The sequence below is a fragment of the Paenibacillus sp. GCM10027630 genome (assembly GCF_042676305.1).
Lineage (GTDB): Bacteria > Bacillota > Bacilli > Paenibacillales > NBRC-103111 > Paenibacillus_S.
In genome coordinates, this window is the sequence record NZ_JBHTGY010000026.1 from 87,378 (window position 1) to 105,809 (window position 18,432).

Consider the following 18,432-nt stretch of genomic DNA (forward strand, 5'->3'; position numbering starts at 1 on the left):
GGGCGCGTTGCGGCATTGCATGGCGGTCGGTCGAACCCCGCAAGCTTCTCTCGCGGTGCTGCAAATTCAACGCACCGTCTCATTCCGCCAAATAAGGCTGTAAAATCGGAGAACTAGGAGTGAGGACCAAAGTAGTTCTGCTCGTGCAAGGGTTAAACGATCACCAGGCTTTTTAGAATACGAAGAAAACGATGACTCATAACTCTTTGGGAGGCGTAATTACCTATGAATAAGCTTAGGATTGGTGTTATTGGCGCAGGTTCGATTTCTGCGATGCATCTGGATGCGTATGCAGCTAACAAGGAAGTCGAGCTCGTTGCTATTTGTGATATGAACCATGGACGTGCTGAGGAAAAAGCGGCCAAGTACAACATTCCGAATGTGTACACGGATGTGCACGAGCTGCTGGCAAATGAGGAAGTGGATGCGGTTAGTATATGTACCTGGAACAATACGCATGCCGAATTTAGCATTGCTGCCTTGGAGGCAGGCAAGCATGTTCTATGTGAGAAGCCGCTATGCCAAACCGTAGAGCAGGCGCTTAAGGTGGAGGAAGCAGTCCGCCGCAGTGGAAAAGTGTTCCAGGTCGGCTTTGTCCGCCGCTACGGCCAGACGACACAGATTCTGCGCCGGTTCATTGAAGCAGGCGATCTGGGCGAGATTTATTATGCCAAAGCGAGCTATCTGCGTCGTCTCGGCAATCCTGGAGGCTGGTTCTCCGACAAGGAACGCTCAGGCGGCGGCCCTCTAATCGATATCGGTGTACATGTGATCGACCTGTGTTGGTATTTGATGGGCCGACCGAAGGTTAAGTCGGTAAGCGGCAATACGTACTATAAGCTCGGCAACCGCGCTAATGTAGAGCATTTTTCGTTTTATCAGGCGGCGGATTATGATGCAACTAAAAATGACGTTGAAGATATGGCCAATGCGTTGATCCGATTTGAGAACGGCGCATCGCTTATGGTCGATGTGAGCTTTACCCTTCATGCGGTGAAGAACGACACGACGATTTCGATCCACGGAACCAAGGGCGGCGCTCAGGTTGAGCCTGAGCTGCAAATAGCTGCGGAGAAGCATGACGTGATGATCAACCTGCTGCCCCAGGCCGATCGGCTTTCGTTCGATTTCGTAGCGGGCTTCAATAGCGAAATTGAGCATTTTGTGGGCTGCTGCTTGGGACGTCTAGAGACGCTAAGCCCTGTTGAGGATGGCGTCGAGATGATGAAGATGCTATGCGCCGTATATGAATCCGCGGCATCGGGGCAAGAGATTCGGTTCGATATAAACCGCTGAGGCAGGAGGGGGGAGACGGGCTGATGATGATGACGAATAAAATCGGCGTGATAGTAGATAGCTTCGGCATCGGTGTTCGAGAGGGGCTGCTGAAGGCCCGGGAGGTTAATGCGGATGGTGTACAAATATATGCAGTAAGTGGTGAGATGGACCCTCGGACGTTAACGACGGCTGCCCGACAAGAATTGAAGCGGTACATCAACGAGCTTGGTTTGGAAGTGTCAGCGCTTTGCGGCGATCTTGGGGGCCATGGCTTTCAGGATCATCGTGCCAATCCCGAGAAGGTGGATATGTCGAAGCGTATTCTGGAGCTGGCGCTGGAGCTCGGCACCCGGGTCGTGACGACGCATATCGGCATTGTGCCGGATGATCCGAAGAGTGAGGTATACGAAACGCTGCAGCTGGCGTGCGAGGAGCTTGGGCAGTACGCGAAGAGCATGGACGCTTATTTTGCCATCGAGACGGGACCGGAGCCTGCCGCGCATCTCAAAGCTTTTCTGGATACGTTGAGCACAAACGGTGTGTCCGTCAATTTTGATCCAGCGAACATGGTGATGGTGACAGGGGATGATCCGGTAAACGGCGTCTATTTACTGAAGGATTATATCGTTCATACGCATGTGAAGGACGGTATTCGTCTTCGTGAGGTGGATCCGCGCTTGGTCTACGGAGCATTGGGCTTTGATCCGATGTCCCATGAGCATATTGCGCAGATGGCAGCCGGGGGCGACAGCTTCCGGGAGGTTCCGCTCGGTGAAGGGAAGGTTGATTTTGACCGGTATTTCGCGGCGCTGCAGGATATTGGCTATGAAGGCTATCTGACGATCGAGAGGGAAGTAGGCGAGCAGCCTGAGGAGGATATCCGCAAAGCCGTTCAATTTATTCGTGCCTACCGCTAAGGGGGCGAAACAAATGGAGGGATTGGAGTGAAAACAAGCTTAAGTGTATGGAGCTGTCATAAATACTTTTACGATCAGACATGGAAAAATATCGATTTCATTCGTTTCACCGGTCAGGAGACCTGCGCTGAAGGTATTGAACTGCTGCATCGCTTTTGGTACCCTGATACCGAGAGTCAAGCTATGATCGAACGGGCGCTTCAGCAAGAAGGGCTGGAGGTTGCTTGTGTCGGTGCGAGCAACAATTTTGCGCTGCCGGATGCTGCCAACCGCACGGAGCAGCTCCGCCAAATTACCGATTCGGTCGATATAGCGGCCGGGTTCGGGGCGAAGGTCGTACGTGTCTTCTCAGGCAACCGGCAGGAGGGGGTTGATTTCGGCGAGGCTCGGAGTTGGATTGTGGAAGGGCTGAAGGCGGCAGCAGAATATGCAGGCGCAAGGAATGTCGTGTTATGCCTGGAAAATCATGGACTGTTCGCCGGGAAAGCGGAACAGGTTATGGACATTATCCGGGACGTGGACTCAGAAGCTCTGCGCAGCACGTTCGATATGGGCAATTTCCTGCTGGTCGACGAACAGCCTGGTGCTGCACTTGACGTTTTGCAAACGATGGTAGGCCATGTACACGCCAAGGATTTTACTCGTGTCGCGGGTAGCTATTCCGGCGAATCGTATGAGGCTTTGAGCGGAGACCGCTACGCAGGCAAGGTGCTTGGCGAAGGAAGTGTGGATGTGCGCGGCCTGTTGTCCCGTCTGCAGACGGGTGGCTATAACAGCTGGGTTACAGTTGAATTCGAAGGAGATGACGAGCAGCGACTGGGCTCGATTCGCTCAGTGGAGTACGTGAAGCAGGTGTTGGAGTCCTTAAACAGCTAGTTGCAGCTTCTTGGTTGGATATGTATGGTATATGTATGGCTTATTTATTGCTTATGTATGACCAATGACTCATTACTTATTAAATAAAAACTAGGCAACACATTCGCGCACTGTGAAGGAGGAAATTGTTCATGCCAGAAACCCCGTGCCTGTTAATAGACGTACCCACAATGAACGCGAATATCCGTACCATGGCCGAAGCTGCGCTTCGCCATGGTGCTGCGCTTCGCCCGCATGCGAAAACGCATAAGACGCCTTCGATCGCAAAAGCTCAGATGGAAGCGGGAGCCGTCGGCATTACTGTAGCTAAAATATCGGAAGCCGAGGTCATGGCGGCGCATGGCATCGATAATATTTTCGTAGCCTATCCGCTCGTAACGGCATCCAAAATCGAAAGAGCGGTGCAGCTCAGCCGGAAGATCGAGCTGATTGTCGGCGTGGACAGCGATGAAGGGGCACACCGTTTGTCGCAGGAAGCTGGCCGATTGGGCCATGTGCTGCAAGTGCGGTTGGAGGTCGATACCGGGCTGAAAAGAACCGGAGTGCTTTACGATGAAGCGGTAGCTCTGGCTGGTCGCATACATGCATTGCCCCATCTGAAACTGACGGGCATCTACACGTTCCGCGGTGCTCTGCTGGAAGGCAAGCCAACGCTGGATCTGGAGCGTGCGGGTCGTGAGGAAGGCGAGCTGATGGTACATCTCGCTGAGGCGATGCGTGAGGTTGGCATTCCGATTGCCGACGTCAGCGTCGGTTCGTCCCCAACTGGTCTCTACGCTGCTCAAGTGGAGGGCGTTACGGAAATTCGGCCTGGCACGTATGTATTTAACGACCGGATGCTGGAAGCTTTCGGCGTATGCACTTTAAACGACTGCGCGGCTGTCATTGAGGCAACGGTGGTCAGTCGTCCGTCGGAGCAGTACGCAGTCATCGACGGTGGCAGCAAAACGTTCGCAACCGATGTACAGCCGGGAACGAATCCTTTGCAGCTAAAGGGCTTTGGTCATATTCTCGAAGCTCCGGAGGCTGTGCTGGAACGGCTCTCCGAAGAGCATGGGGTCATACGATTGGAGCCGCATCATACGCTTAAGGTTGGAGACCGAATCCATATTATCCCGAATCATGTTTGCAGCACATTGAATCTGCATAATCATATTTATTTCGTGGACGGCCAGCAGGTGGAGAAGGTATCCGTGCTGGCGCGTGGAATGCTTGAGTAAGGCGGCAGGCCGCTGGAGAAAGGGGAATGTCCATGCTTGATTTAATTATCAAAAATGGAAAAGTCGTTGATGGCACGGGTAACCCGTGGTTTTACGGGGATGTCGGCGTGGCGAATGGCGTGATCGCCGCTGTCGGTCAATTGGATATGGAGGCGCACCGGATCATCGATGCACAGAAGCGAGTTATCTCGCCTGGCTTTATTGATGGGCATTGCCATTCCGATCTGATGATTCTCGACTACCCGCATAGTGAAATCAAACTACGGCAGGGCGTAACAACGGAGGTTATTGGGAACTGTGGCTTGGCTCCTGCTCCGTTCGTTCCGAGCAGGGCGGAGCTTCTGCAGACCTATGTTCAGCCGGTGCTGGGCTCAACGAGCTGGAAGTGGCCATGGGAAACGGTTGGCGAATATATGGCGCATTTGGCCGGTTCCCGTCCATCCGAGCATGTGGCGACTTACGTCGCACACGGCGCGCTGCGGATTGCGGCGATGGGTTTTGAGAACCGGCCGGCGACATCAGCCGAGCTGGAGCATATGAAGCAGCTGCTGGAGGAAGGTCTGAAGGCAGGAGCCATCGGCTTCTCCATCGGACTCCTGTATGCCCCGGGCAGCTATACGTCCAAGGAAGAGCTGGTGGAGCTATGCCGTGTGCTGCCTAAGTACAACGGGCTGTTCTCCACGCATATTCGCGGCGAAGGCAACAATCTGCTTCCTTCGGTGAAGGAAGTTATCTGGATTGCTGAAGCTAGCGGCGTTTCTTTGCACATCAGCCATCTGAAGGCGGCGGGTAAGCGCAATTGGGGCAAGGCGCTGGAAGCTCTCGAGCTGATCGAAGACGCGCGCGCTCGTGGGCTTGACGTCACCTGCGACGTTTACCCTTACTCCGCGGGCTCAACGATGCTGACAACGGTGCTGCCGCCTTGGACACTGGAAGGCGGCATTGGCAGCACGCTGGAGCGATTCCGTGATCCGGCTCTGCGCCAGCGTGTCAAAAAGGAGCTCGGCGAGGAGCAAACGGAGTGGGATAACCTCGTTTGCTCTACCGGCTGGGAGGCGGTTATTGTTTCATCTGTCCGCCATCCCGAGAATGCAGCGCTGGAAGGTAAGTCCATCGCGGAAATCAGCGAAGTGCGCGGCCGGCATCCGGCCGACTGCGTTATGGATCTGCTGCTGGAAGAGGATGGGCAAGTATCCATCGTCTACTTCCACATGGCGGACAACGATGTGGAGCAAGTGGTGGGCTGGGAGAAGTCGCTGATCGCTTCCGACAGCCTGCATTGTGAGACCGGCAAGCCTCATCCGAGGCTGTATGGCTCGTTCCCGCGCCTGTTCTCCCGCTATGTGCGGGAGAAGAAGACGCTCTCGCTGGAGCAGGCGGTGCGCAAGGTAACCTCGTTCCCGGTGCAGCGGTTCAAGCTCGGGAAGCGCGGTCTTCTCGTGCCGGGTTATGCCGCGGACCTGGCAGTGTTCGATCCTGCAACCATTCATGATCGGGCGACCTTCCAGGACCCGCGTCAATATCCGGAGGGTATCTCCCATGTGATCGTCAATGGCAGTGTTACTCTCGATGATGGTGAGCACACCAAAGCCCGTGAAGGAACGCTCATTCGGGCTCAGCATTGCTGCGGCATCGGTCATCACCATCACTAATCAACTATACAAAACAACTGTACTAATCGACTATATTAATCGACTTATACTAAACAACCATACTAATCGACTGTACTAAACAACCGTACTAAACAACCGTACTAAACAACCATATAATCGAGCTCAAACTCTATATAATCCAACTCTATATCCAAAGGAGCTATTTCTTATGTCAACTATCGAAGAACGTCTGAAGCAATTAAATATCGAGCTGCCTCCAGTAGGAGAACCGCGTTTCTCCTACATTCCGTGCAACCGGACCGGCAACCTGTTATACCTATCCGGACAAGACTGCCGTATCGACGGCGTACTGATGTACGAAGGAAAGGTCGGCAGTGATTTGACCATAGAGCAGGGGCAGGAAGCCGCCCGTCAGGTTATCATCAATTGTCTCGCCGTTATGAAGAGCTATCTGGGTGACCTTGACCGAGTTGTCAAAATCGTCAAGCTGCTCGGGTTCGTGAACAGCGCCCCTGGTTTCGGGGACCAGCCTTACGTCATGAACGGCGCCTCGAATCTGCTCATCGATGTGTTCGGCGAAAGCGGGCGACACGCGCGCTCCGCGATTGGTACGAGCGACCTGCCTTTTCATACGCCGGTTGAAATTGAATTGATCGTCGAAATCAGAGACTAGACTAGTAAAGAAAAGCAGACCAAGACTGTATGGTTCCAGTTGGTCTGCTTTTACTGTTATTGCCATCAGAAAATCTTACTTGCAGCGAGCAAGGCACTGAAAAAGTCCGTTTTTTTTCAAATGAAAAAAGGCTCAACCTCAAAATCAGAGCTTGACCCTTAAAAAAAGGCTCAGCCTCAAATTTCGACCATCGCTCCACATAAATTCCTGCGAATATACAGTTATTTTCTACTGAAATTTGCGTTTAAGAAGAATAAACTGCAAAAAAAGTCAATTTCATAATTCGAACCCCTTGCTACGACTGGCTTTTTTCGCATACAAAAAAGGAGTACCTCCCCACAATCTCGAAGTTTATGGTTCCCCAACCAAACAAACACGAGAGAAGAAAGGAGTACTCCTTATGTATCATATTCGACAAGAAGAGCTGTTTTCCTTCGATACCATTATGAAAATGGCGCCTGCCTCCAAAGCCGATCTCGTCTTGGAGCAAATTCCGATGGGGAAAATCCTGCATGCCATCAGCAGCATTTATCGCCGCGGCCGCCCCGAGACCTTGAACATCCGAGCCATGATCTACTCTCTGGTCATCAGCAAAATGGAGCGTATCCGTTACGTGAAAGATTTGGTCCGCCAACTCAAAAGCAGTCTTGAACTTCGGTTACGGTGCCGCTTCACGGGATCCGACCCTGTGCCGAGCGAATCGGCCTACTCCCGGCTCATTACGAAACTCGCGCAATGTGATATTTTGCGTGTCATTCAGGAAGAGTTGGTCGATCAGGCAATCGCCGAAGAATTCCTTACAGGTGATGTGCTCGCCGTGGATTCCTCGCATATTGAAGCCTTCGACCGGAACCCGCGACTATACGCGCACAAATCGGCTCAAGCATCGCCGACGGAACCTGATGAAAATGGTAACCCGGTTTTTCTGGATGAAGGCAGCGGCCAACTGGAAAAAGCCAAGCCCGAGAAACCTAAACGCGGGAAACGCGGGCGTGTGCCAAAAGCCGAAGAAGCTGCCTGGCGTGCAGAAGTCGAGGCCTACAATGCCTCGCTCAGTTATTTCGAACGGGAGGTCGCCAAGATGCTGCCCGCGAGCTATGAGGAGCTCATCGCCGATATGCCGCAGCACCCGAGTACTGGGGCGAAAGGCGATCCTCGCGGCAGCGGACGCGTGAAATTTTGGCATGGTTACAAAGTGAATCTGCTTGTGGATTGCCAGAGTCAATACATTATTGCAGGCGTGAACTGTTCGGCTCATGTTAATGACCAGCGGCCGGCAATTGTGCTGCTGAAACGACTTAAGGAACGGTTTCCGCAGTTGAAAGCCCATTACGTGCTCGGCGATAAAGGCTATGATAGTGAACCTGTTTACCGACAAATCCGCGATGTAGGGGCCTTTCCGCTGATTCCACTGGTTCATCGCAACCAAGTGCCAGATGGTGTCGACGAGCATTTTCGCCCCGTGTGCAAGGCTGGGCATGCGTACGTCTACGATAGCTACGATCCTAAGCGAGACACCGTGAAATTCACGAGACCGAAGGCGTGTGCAACGTGCNTTCGCAAGTACACGGCACCTGGGCGCGGCAGCGAAAAGTTTGCCCAGTTGTTTAAGCAGCGAACCGCCATCGAGAGGGTATTTGCCTATTTAAAACTTTATACGGAACTAGGTTCCAGCCGTAAGCTAAAGAAACGGTCCTTTGTGGATCTGGACTTGAGCTGTTTGACGTACAATTTATGCAAGCTCGCCCTTGATCGCTTGAACAAACGTATGGAAGAAGCTAAGCAGGTCGCATAATTTTTAAAAAAAGAGCCCATGGATTTGGGCTCAGACTGACTTTCAAAGAATTGAATTATGAAATTGACTTAAAATACAGTAATTTTCATGCAATGGGCTCCCGTTTCAGCTAATAATGGAAAAAAGATGCACATTTGCATGAATTCAAGAATACTACGATTAGCCGCCTAAAAGGATGTATAATTGCAGGTTTTAGGGTAGGCAACGGCTTCGAATCGAATAATATCTTGTGCTTGCTGCTGCCATTGTCGTTCCTAGAGTCATATTTAGAGTCGAGCCGGGTACGGAGCCGAAACGAATGACTTTGTCATGCGCTGATTTGAGCTTTGAGCCCCAAAAAACGAGCCTTTAGAATCGCTTCTAAGGCTCGTTTCGTATTTGGGGAGACCTATCCGAATCTCCTACCATCTTTGCTTTAACCTCGCAAAGTGCTGCTTATTCTTTTGACTGGAAGGGCGGGTTGGAGTGTAGTAAAATGGATACCAAAATGGTTATCCAAAGGAGAAAGCTATGTGCCGAAATATTAAAACACTGTTCAACTTCGACCCTCCAGCTACCGATAACGAGATTCAGGCAGCATCGCTCCAATTTGTGAGAAAGCTCACAGGTTTCACCGTACCTTCGAAGGCAAATGAGGCAGCATTCAATCGTGCTATTGAGGAGATCACTGTGGTTGCTCAGAACCTGTTAGACTCGCTAGTAACGAATGCCGAGCCTCGCAACCGTGAGGTTGAGATCGAACGTGCCCGAATTAGATCTGCCAAAAGATTCGGATCTGCAGAGGATTAACTTGGAACTACTGACGATACTGAGAAAAATTAATGCCTAATAAAGTGAAATTAGCTTTGCAGGAAGTATGGACACCGACAATCGTGAGGAAATAAAAGCAGTGCCACCCCATGTCAAAAGGTTTTCGACATAGCCTAATGTATCTGCATTAAATGTACCAATGATTCGTTGCAATGCAAGTAAATCATAGCTCATGCTTTTTTCATCTGTCACAATAGGATATAGCGCTCCCAGAGCAAGAACCTCACCCTTAGTCGGAGTTTTCAGCTTTCCGTTATCGTTGTAATATTGAGATAAATAATCGTAGCCTTTATTGCTTATATCTATGGTAAAAAGCACATCAAGTCGAGGGCTCCCCACACTAACCTTATAGTTATCCTCATAATTCACATTAAACGTATAGTAACTATTATATGCATCGACATCGAACAGCTTCCTCAGAACCTTATTTCTGAAGGAATAAATATAAGAACTAATGTATCCTCCGCTACCTCCGGAATCAATCGTAACTAATATGTCGGCTACTTTATCCTTGTCAAAATCCCCGAGGAACAGCCTGCCATTATAGCCGGCGTTATTCGGAAGATTCACCGTTGTTCTAATTTTGGAATGCCCATCTTGAATGACGAGGGTTATATGATCAGCAAACAATCCTGATTGTCCATCGGGTTTATTGCCGTATAAGTACACGTTATCAAGTATTCCGTCTCCAGTTACATCGGCTTGCTTCATATCCAGTAAAAATAGATTGTTTGACATAGGATTTCTTCCATACATTTGTTGGTATCCTTGAGATTGCCAGCTCATTGCAAGAACCTCCGTTTACGATTTTGTAGAGTTTTTCCATCGTATGCGGATGCCTATTGGAATGTGTTTTGAAGCTATTAAAACAGCCTGGTGCCTGTTACGGCGCTGGGCTGCTGAAGTTTAGAACCATTTTTCGGGATGGGTGGATGTCCTTAAAGGCTTCCATGATTTCTTCTTTGCAGTTCATAACTTAAGAGAGGCTGATGGATCATCTTTTAATGGATCGGAGTGCGGCTTTGCCACCTTCTTTATCTCTAATTAAATTATCTTGATTTGAAGATTAATATCTTGTTTTGAAGATATATTAGACGGGATGATATATCATGAGCAGCAAACAAATGTTCACCAACCGAACGCGTATTGAAAGCGCATGAGTATGGTTTATGAAGAAGGCAATAAGACCCTTGACAAGGGAATGCACGTTCGATAACCTCTTAGATGTAATTAAAATACATTAGTAACTATGAGGTGAGGTGGACTAATGCCGTTGTATAAAAAATTGGTGCGTGATGCAATTCCACAAATAATCGAATCCAAAGGGGAATCCTGCATTTACGAGATTTTGGATAATGATAACTACATAATAGAGTTGCGCAAAAAATTAGATGAAGAAGTTATAGAATATATGAAGGCAGACAATCTTGAGGATGCAACTGAAGAGCTGGCGGACATGCTGGAGGTTATTCATGCTTATGCGTCCATTCACGGAGTAAGTATTGAGCAAGCAGAGTCTGTGAGAATGAAGAAGGCAGCTGAAAGAGGCGGCTTTGCGAAAAGGGTTTTCCTGGTTGAGGTATTGGATTAGTTCGAATACGTATAAAGTGTATTTAATAAAATTATCCTCGCGGAGAGGAGGCGGCAAAGATCAACATTTATGATACCGTATCTATCCTTGTGGCAGGAGTCGTGTTTCTGGCGATGGTATCCATTGTGTATGTGAGCTGGAGGAATGGAATATCACCCATGCCTTCTTCGGCTCCAACGCGCCTTGCGGTAGCGAACGAGATCAATCAAATCTCAGGTCGTGGCACGATCGTAGAAGCGGGCTCAGGCTGGGGAACGCTTGCGCTGCATCTAATGCAGCACTGTCCGGGCTGGAGGATCATAGGGATTGAAAATTCGCCGGTACCGTTGTGGGTTTCGAGAACATGGGTCAGGGTGGCTTTTTCTAAAATATCCGGAGACTCTGGAGCTTCGGCTGTCACACGTGACCCTATTGCCTTCATCCGCGGTGATATTTACGACTATCCTTATGAAAGTGCGGATGTTGTTGTGTGCTACTTGTACCCTGGCGCGATGAAGCGGCTTAGCGTAATTCTTGGGGAACGGCTGGCGCCGAACGCGCGGATTGTCAGCATTTGTTTTGCACTGCCCGGCTGGCGGCCGGAAAGAGTAGTCACATGCGGAGATGTATTCAGCACCAAGGTATACGTATATACCATGGAGGGAAATGATCGTGGGGCGGGTTAAAAGCTAGTAAGGTAGCTTGCCTTTGTATCTTCATCGAATGAGCTTCGAATAGAAGCTTTTCTAATAATATCAGAATTAAGTTTTCAGCAGAGCTGAACCATTCTGATATTGCAAGAAAAGCTACCGCTAAGACACGAATGTATCTTCTTCGAATAGAAGCTTTTCTAATAATTTTCGTATCTTATGGTAAACGCTTGCGTTGTGGAGCAATTCGTTCTACAATACTCCCAACCATTGAAATCGCTATCATTTAATAAAGGAATGAAGAACATGGTGGGGAAACTTTTTGCGTTTAACAAGAGCATTTTTGGCAGACTCCTGGCAACTTTTATTCTACTTAGTATTATTCCCATGAGTGTAGTGGGTCTCGTGTCTTTTAAAGTTTCTGAGAAGCTGCTGGATGCGCAGGTAAGCAAATCAAATATTGATACACTTGAGCAAATTGACAAAAATATAAGTGTGCTTCTTGATCAAGTCAGTGCAATCGTAAACATCTACAATATGAATGATGAGCTTGAGTCGATGCTAACCAAAACTTATAGCAATATCTACGACCAGCTTCAAGATCAGGCCAAAGTGGAGAACAGTATGCTGCGTTATTCCTTTGCATTTGATTGGCTTAATTTCCAATCTTTTCTCAACGGTCAAAATGGGCTTATCTATACTCAAAACTATCAGAACAATATCGTAGATCCTGACCGCCTTCTGGGCTATCAATGGAATGACTATTTGGCTAAAGTACCTGATAGAATCACATGGCTTAGCACCCACAAAAGCTTCTTGAAGAACAATGAAGGAGTTAACGTATTTACAGCAGCTAAATTATTACAGACAGCTAATACGAACAAGTCTTATGGGGTATTCGTCTTAAGTGTCAACGAAAATAACTTATATAATATTTATAAAAACCTGTTGAATAATGGGAAGGAAATTTTTATTCTGGATTCTAACTTGAACATCATCTCACACAGCAATAGAGAGCGGGTTGGAGGAAAGATGGAAGGTGAACCTTACGTTCAATGGTTATCTGATAACGATGAGAGCTACAAAATTTCCACGATCAACAACGAGAAGTACCTCACTTTATATAAAAAGATAAGCCGAGTGGATTGGTACATTGTCGAGAAGATCCCGATGGCCGCGATTTACAAAGACATCGATGTGTTGAAGTCTAGAGTGTTTCTTATTGCTTTTATTTGTGTCCTGCTGTCCTTGGCAGCTGCTTTGTTCATTTCTCGAACGATCGCCATGCCGCTTGGGAAATTATCGAGACGGATTCAAACCTATTTGCTAAAAGGAAATTCCGAATCTATCAAATCGCCCTCATCGGTAAATGAGATTAATTTGTTGACCACCGAATACGATAACATGATCAATAAACTTGATCGGACGATTGGCGATTTAGTGAAAAATCAGGAAGAGAAGCGGGTGGCTGAGCTGCAGGCACTGCAAATGCAGATTAATCCCCATTTTTTGTACAATACGTTGAATTCTATTAAATGTTTGGTCTGGGTCCAAAAAACGCATCTAATCGAACCTACCATCAACGCGCTCGTCAATTTGCTCGAACAAACGATTAACCGTAGTGACGAGCTTATCAGCATCCAGGATGAAATCGATAATATCGATCACTATATTTATATTCAACAAATACGAACGTCCCAAACGATCACGATGAATTACAAAATAGATGAACAGCTCATGCCATACAAGCTGCCGAAGCTGCTCTTACAGCCCATCATTGAAAATGCAATTTTCCACGGGATCGAACCGAATAAAACAACCGGCACCATTTCGGTGTATGGATCGTCATACAGAGGCGGCATAAAAATTGAAATTATCGATAACGGAGTTGGAATGAGCGAGGAAGATATCGATCGTATTTTTAACGAAACAGGCAATCAATCCTCCTCACGCTTCAGCGGGATAGGAGTTCGCAACGTCGATGAACGATTGAAATTGAATTTCGGATTACAATATGGTTTAACGATAAATAGCCAGCCTGGGATGGGGACATCGGTTACCCTTACCCTTCCAAAAGTACAATGAGATTAAAAGAGGTGAAAGCACATGTATAAGGTCATCATTGTAGACGATGAAAAGCTGTTACGCCAAGGCTTTATCCATATGACGGACTGGTCTGTAAACGGCTTTGAAATCGTTGGTGACGCGTCCAACGGAATTGAAGCTTTGGAGCTTGTAGAACGCTATCAGCCTGACATTGTTGTGACGGATATTCGCATGCCTGGAATGGATGGAATTGAATTGACTCGAATCCTTAAGCAGAGATATAAGGACATTCAGGTCATAGTGTTAAGCAGCTATAATGATTTTGAATATGTGAAGGAAACGCTGCAGCTGGGTGCGCTGGACTATATTTTGAAGCCTAAGATGCAATATACCGACTTGGTGAACGCCATGGAAAAGGCCAAAGCGAACAAGCATCATAAGGAGCTGGCTAAGGATACTCAAAGCGAAATAAGGAAAAAGTCCATGCAGAGCTTCTTTAAAAGCCTCCTGTGTGAGACCAGCCAAACCGATGAAGCGATCCTGGAACAGATTATAGCTTTTAGACTACCGCTGCAGCCAGGGCCTATGCGTTTAATATCGATTCAACTTGAGCTTCCGGAAACCGATTCTACTTCGGATGCTTCCCAAGAGGGAGAATTCACAAATACTCTAGTTAACGAACTGCAAGACATGCTGCTGCAGCAACAGAAGGGCTGCTGCTTTGCGGTTAGTCCGCTGCAGCTTATCGTCATTATGAACACGCCAGAGGACGAGTACAGGGATCTGATTGCTCCTGTTCTTGCAGCCTACGATGTGCAGTACTGGCTATGTGTGAGCGAACTGTTTTCCGAATTCAGCGATATTCCTTCGGTATATCAAAGGCTGCTGTCCCTCTCCCCCTACCGGTTTTACCTAAATTCAGGTTCGGTCATGAAGGAAGCTGAGCTTGCAGAGCTAAAAACCAGCATGGATTTGCCGTTTAAAAACTTTAACGAGTACATTGATAAACAAGACTTCTCAGGAATTTACGAGAAGGTGCAGCAGTTCATTACAGACAGCATTCAAAATAAAAATTATATAGACCCCTATGCCATACGGAATGGATTTATTGAAGTTTGCTACTATATTATCCATAGACTTGATGAGATGGGATTAGAGATCGATGAGCTTCACAAGCGCAAGATCACTTTTTTCAAATCGATCGAGAATACCCGGAATGTGACCGATTGTTTACAGGTGCTTAAACATATATTGAGCGAAATTGAAACGTTTTTGAAGGATAGCCGGAATGGGAATTACAGTCCTACGGTAAAATCCATTATTTATTTCATTCATCAGCATTACAGGGAGGATATTTCCCTCCAATCCATCGCGCTTCAATTTCACCTTAACAAAAGCTATCTAAGCCAGTTATTTAAATTGCAAACAGGGGAAACTCTCAATAATTACTTAATAAACCTGCGAATTGATGAAGCGAAGGCACTGTTGAGGCAGTCCAGCTCTAATATTTATACGGTTTGCCAAGCGATCGGTTATTCAAACCCGAGCTACTTCGGTCAAGTATTCAAAAAGGTAGTCGGCATGAAGCCCTCCGAGTATAGCAAATTGTACAATAAATAATGAAAAGCCTGCTGACGGCATAATAAAAACCTAGCGGGAGATGATTTGTTATCACCCCGCTAGGTCCTTTTTAAAGCTTAGAGCAGCCCACCTACGTTTGCGTCGAGAGGAAAGGGAGGACTTATTACCTTCACTTACCGCTACTGTGGAGCAGCTTGAAGCATTCTAAGCACAGTGACGACAACCTCTGCTCTAGTCGCACTTTCGTTAGGCGCGAAGAGATTAGCGCTTCGTCCATTAATGATTCCCTTTGCTGCTGCAGCTGCTACATAGCCTTTGGCCCATGAAGGAATGTCAGCATCATCGGCGAAGCTTGGTTTAGTCAGATTATTATCTGACAGCTTCAATGCTCGGCCTACTATGGCCACTATCTCAGCTCGGGAGATCGGCTGGTCGGGGCGGAAGCTGTTATCTTCATAACCAGCGATCCAACCTGCATTAACAGCGCTGCTGACGCCCTCTAACGCCCAGCTTGGAATCTGATTGGCATCAGAGAAAGCCAGCTTTTCTGCCTTTCCTTGCAAATGCAAGGCTCTGGACATCATTAGCGTAAACTCCGCTCGGCTAATCATGCGATCCGGCAGGAAAGAGCCATCGCTATAACCGTTAATGATTCCCTTGCTTGCTCCATCCTCAATCTGTGCTTGTGCCCAGTGCCCTTTAATATCCTTCCAATTCATACTTTCCGATGGATTTGACTTATCTTCAGGCTTGGACGCTTGTTTATTCTTAGCAAAAACTGCAAATTTGGTAAAGTGGTCTACGGTTGCCGTAATGGTAGTGCCGCTAACGGTACCGCCTACTTCCACCCATTTCTTTGCAGACTCGTCATAATAGAAGATGGAAGCCAGATGATCTCCTAATAAGGCAGCATCCAACTGTAGCGTAAGAGTAACCGGATTTTTAAAATTACCATTGATATTCTTTAAAATTTCGAAAATAGGACTGATCAGCTTCATCTTATCGGTTTTCAAGCTGTCCGTCAGTTCAAGCTTTTGAATGCTGATTTGAGCTGCTTCGCTGAGAGCTCCTTCAGGAATCACAACCGATGCTTCATCCCCTAAGCTGACTTTACCTGAAGCCCCGGCAGCTATCAATATGCTGTTTGAAGGTTGCGCATTCACCGATGCACCGCCACCGCCACCTCCACGTGAAGACGAGTGGGAGCCGGTGGATTGTGCAGCTGTAAACTTAAAAGCAGTGATCGAATGAGCAGGATACGTGTAGTTAAAAGTATTCGAGTTGATAGCAAGCACACTCGTGTCAATGTCCACTGTATTCGGCTTTTCGTTGGTGTTGATGTCTTCAAGCTTATCCGAGTTCAAGGTCCATACTTCAGCCGACTGTGCTTTATAACCGGATAGTTCCACAGCGGAAGTTACTGCATCGGTTGCGTCTTGATTCAGAACAATCATATACAGATCATTATCGGTTCTGGAAGCTACCGTCATCAATTTGTTAATATTTTGATCCTGGTTGTCAATATTGACCGTTCTTACCGGATTATTATCGATGGTCGATTTCACTTGGTTTGCACCGCTCATATGCGTAAACATTTTGTACATGTAAGCGGAAGCTGAAGGTAAAAACGTATACGTGTCAAATAATGCCATAGGTACGGCAGACTTGTTCTCGAACCATCTGTCAATCAGCGAATGCCTCAAAGCGTATTCCAAATCCATATCGATAAAATGCATGAGCATATTGGCGGTTTGCAGAGTAGCTCCCAAGGACCCCTCATATAAAAGGGCGGTTTTGGTTACGCCATTCTCCTGATAGGTCTTAAACTCACCATCATGCTGACCGTATTCCGTTACAATTGGCTTGATATTGCGCCCTGATGCTGTAGCGGATGAGTGTGCGATCTCTTTAACTTCTTGAACCCTTGCTTCCGAATCCAACATAGTGGCATAGTGGTACTTGGCAACGTTATTTGGATCATAAGGAGTAGTCATTGATAAGCCAACCACCGGCTCCTTTTTTAACCCGACGTAAGGATGTATGACAATTCCGTCGTAAGGAACCGTTTTGCCAAGTGCAGCTATAGCATAGCTCTGGTCCATGGAGCTGTAAATCTTGATTGTCGGGTCTACCGCTTTCATTTTGGCATAATATTCACCAACTCCAGCGTGTGTTGTCTGATAGCTAACTTTAATTTCTTTGCCGGCAGCAGGGATATTGCCATGGGTGCCGTCTCCAAACTTGATCGCGCCGGTAGTATAATCCAGTTCAAACGAATAGGTTGCTCCGGTCACTGATAGATTGGATACTTGAGTCCAATTCTGTGCTTGCCAGAGGTCATTTTTGCCTGTAGCAGGGTTATACATGTTATTGCCAATGGATACCTCTACCTGTGATCCCGAATCAATCGGAGCGTATTTGGCATACTTCACTTGGTTTGGTTTGCCGTTGCTTTTGGAAGCATCCGTCGGGTCTGCTTCTCTCCAATCATCGATTAACCCCGTCTTTTGCTGGGTAAATTTGACCGTACCGCCATTGGCATATAAATAGGCCGTCTTTAGATCGGAATTGCTGTTAAGAGCAAGCACTGCGGGATCCTGGGATACGATTTGTCCTGACATCCAATAATTTTGACCAAAAAAATTAATCTCATTTCCCAATTCGAAAGTTTTGATGTTATAAGGCGCCGGATGTCCATTCTCGGCCCGCTTCATCGCCCACGGATGTGCAGCGTCGGCAGGAGAATTCAAATACTCTACGAGCTCGGCGGCATCCTGCGGGTTCCCGTTCCCTACATTATAGACATAGGGCGTATCGAAGCCATGCTTTTCAGAATAACGCATAGCTTCATCCAAGCCAAAATTGGCTTTCTCCGGGCCGTTGCCTAAATAAGGGTTGACCTCATTCAATCTTTGATCAACAGGTCCTATGGAGCGTTTCCACCAAAAAAGGTTAGCTGTTGTCCCACCCGGATACCGAAGGGATTTCAAACCGATATCGGCTAGTTTCTTGTCAAACTCGGCATAAACACTTTTAGTAACAGGATCCCACATGCCGACTCCATTGACAAAATAGCGATGGTTGACGCCGAACAGGCCAGGTTTGATAGAATGAAGCACATTACTAGCTTCTACCGTGATTTTCGTGGTCGACGCTTCAGCAGCAGCGACAGCTTGAGGAGTCATCACGCCTCCTACGAACATGGATGCACATAATAACAAACTGGTGAATCCGCTTACATTTTTATTGAATGATTGCATTGTTGACCTCCCTAAAGTTTTATTTATAATATCAGACTTTATAAGTTTTCAGCAGAGCTGAACAAGTCTGATATTGCAAGAAAAGCTACAACTTAGTCACGAATGTATCTTCCTCGAAAGGGCTTCGATCAGAAGCTTTTCTT

General features: G+C 47.5%; 14 protein-coding genes. 12 read left to right on the forward strand and 2 right to left on the reverse strand.

Translation table 11 applies throughout. The annotated features are described in order from the left end of the window. The first annotated feature begins 225 nt into the window (after positions 1–225). The 8 genes from ACFQ0C_RS12175 to ACFQ0C_RS12210 all read left to right on the forward strand — a co-directional run bounded on the left by ACFQ0C_RS12175 (position 226) and on the right by ACFQ0C_RS12210 (position 9,161). Complete coding sequence (locus ACFQ0C_RS12175) at positions 226–1,296, forward strand: Gfo/Idh/MocA family protein (RefSeq protein ID WP_379367059.1); 1,071 nt, start codon at positions 226–228, stop codon at positions 1,294–1,296. Positions 1,297–1,319: 23 nt separating this feature from the next. Then, positions 1,320–2,195 carry a sugar phosphate isomerase/epimerase family protein gene (locus ACFQ0C_RS12180; RefSeq protein ID WP_258215914.1) on the forward strand — a complete coding sequence of 292 codons (876 nt, stop codon included), beginning with the start codon at positions 1,320–1,322 and terminating at the stop codon, positions 2,193–2,195. A gap of 27 nt (positions 2,196–2,222) precedes the next feature. Beyond that, the gene (locus ACFQ0C_RS12185) at positions 2,223–3,071 is read left to right on the forward strand and encodes a sugar phosphate isomerase/epimerase family protein (protein WP_379367061.1); all 849 of its coding nucleotides are present in this window, start codon (positions 2,223–2,225) and stop codon (positions 3,069–3,071) included. A 131-nt stretch (positions 3,072–3,202) separates the two neighbouring features. Then, positions 3,203–4,291, forward strand: coding sequence for an alanine racemase (locus ACFQ0C_RS12190; protein ID WP_379367063.1), 1,089 nt, complete (start codon positions 3,203–3,205; stop codon positions 4,289–4,291). A 26-nt stretch (positions 4,292–4,317) separates the two neighbouring features. Then, positions 4,318–5,943 carry an N-acyl-D-amino-acid deacylase family protein gene (locus tag ACFQ0C_RS12195; RefSeq protein ID WP_379367065.1) on the forward strand — a complete coding sequence of 542 codons (1,626 nt, stop codon included), beginning with the start codon at positions 4,318–4,320 and terminating at the stop codon, positions 5,941–5,943. A gap of 169 nt (positions 5,944–6,112) precedes the next feature. Further along, the gene (locus ACFQ0C_RS12200) at positions 6,113–6,577 is read left to right on the forward strand and encodes a RidA family protein (RefSeq protein WP_258215918.1); all 465 of its coding nucleotides are present in this window, start codon (positions 6,113–6,115) and stop codon (positions 6,575–6,577) included. A gap of 400 nt (positions 6,578–6,977) precedes the next feature. Continuing rightward, positions 6,978–8,372 (forward strand): transposase, encoded by a 1,395-nt coding sequence (locus ACFQ0C_RS12205; protein WP_379367068.1) that lies wholly within the window; start codon positions 6,978–6,980, stop codon positions 8,370–8,372. 510 nt (positions 8,373–8,882) lie between these two features. Next, positions 8,883–9,161 carry a DUF2277 domain-containing protein gene (locus tag ACFQ0C_RS12210; RefSeq protein ID WP_379367070.1) on the forward strand — a complete coding sequence of 93 codons (279 nt, stop codon included), beginning with the start codon at positions 8,883–8,885 and terminating at the stop codon, positions 9,159–9,161. A gap of 36 nt (positions 9,162–9,197) precedes the next feature. On the opposite strand, the gene ACFQ0C_RS12215 is transcribed toward ACFQ0C_RS12210, so the two are convergent. Then, entirely contained in the window at positions 9,198–9,968 is a 771-nt protein-coding gene (locus ACFQ0C_RS12215) for a VCBS repeat-containing protein (RefSeq protein WP_379367072.1), read from the reverse strand. A 481-nt stretch (positions 9,969–10,449) separates the two neighbouring features. On the opposite strand from ACFQ0C_RS12215, the gene ACFQ0C_RS12220 reads away from it, so the two are divergent. The 4 genes from ACFQ0C_RS12220 to ACFQ0C_RS12235 all read left to right on the forward strand — a co-directional run bounded on the left by ACFQ0C_RS12220 (position 10,450) and on the right by ACFQ0C_RS12235 (position 15,068). Beyond that, positions 10,450–10,773: a phosphoribosyl-ATP pyrophosphohydrolase gene (locus ACFQ0C_RS12220; RefSeq protein ID WP_379367074.1), complete on the forward strand. Its 324-nt coding sequence runs from the start codon at positions 10,450–10,452 to the stop codon at positions 10,771–10,773. Positions 10,774–10,886: 113 nt separating this feature from the next. Next, a complete protein-coding gene (locus ACFQ0C_RS12225) occupies positions 10,887–11,438 on the forward strand; it encodes a class I SAM-dependent methyltransferase (protein WP_379367076.1) in 552 nt (183 codons plus the stop codon). Positions 11,439–11,807: 369 nt separating this feature from the next. Then, positions 11,808–13,487, forward strand: a complete 1,680-nt coding sequence (locus ACFQ0C_RS12230) for a cache domain-containing sensor histidine kinase (RefSeq protein ID WP_379367078.1) — start codon at positions 11,808–11,810, stop codon at positions 13,485–13,487. 21 nt (positions 13,488–13,508) lie between these two features. Continuing rightward, complete coding sequence (locus tag ACFQ0C_RS12235; RefSeq protein WP_379367080.1) at positions 13,509–15,068, forward strand: response regulator transcription factor; 1,560 nt, start codon at positions 13,509–13,511, stop codon at positions 15,066–15,068. Between the two features lie 140 nt (positions 15,069–15,208). Here the strand turns inward: ACFQ0C_RS12235 and ACFQ0C_RS12240 are convergent, their stop codons facing one another. After that, entirely contained in the window at positions 15,209–18,289 is a 3,081-nt protein-coding gene (locus tag ACFQ0C_RS12240; RefSeq protein ID WP_379367082.1) for an S-layer homology domain-containing protein, read from the reverse strand. Positions 18,290–18,432 lie beyond the last annotated feature (143 nt).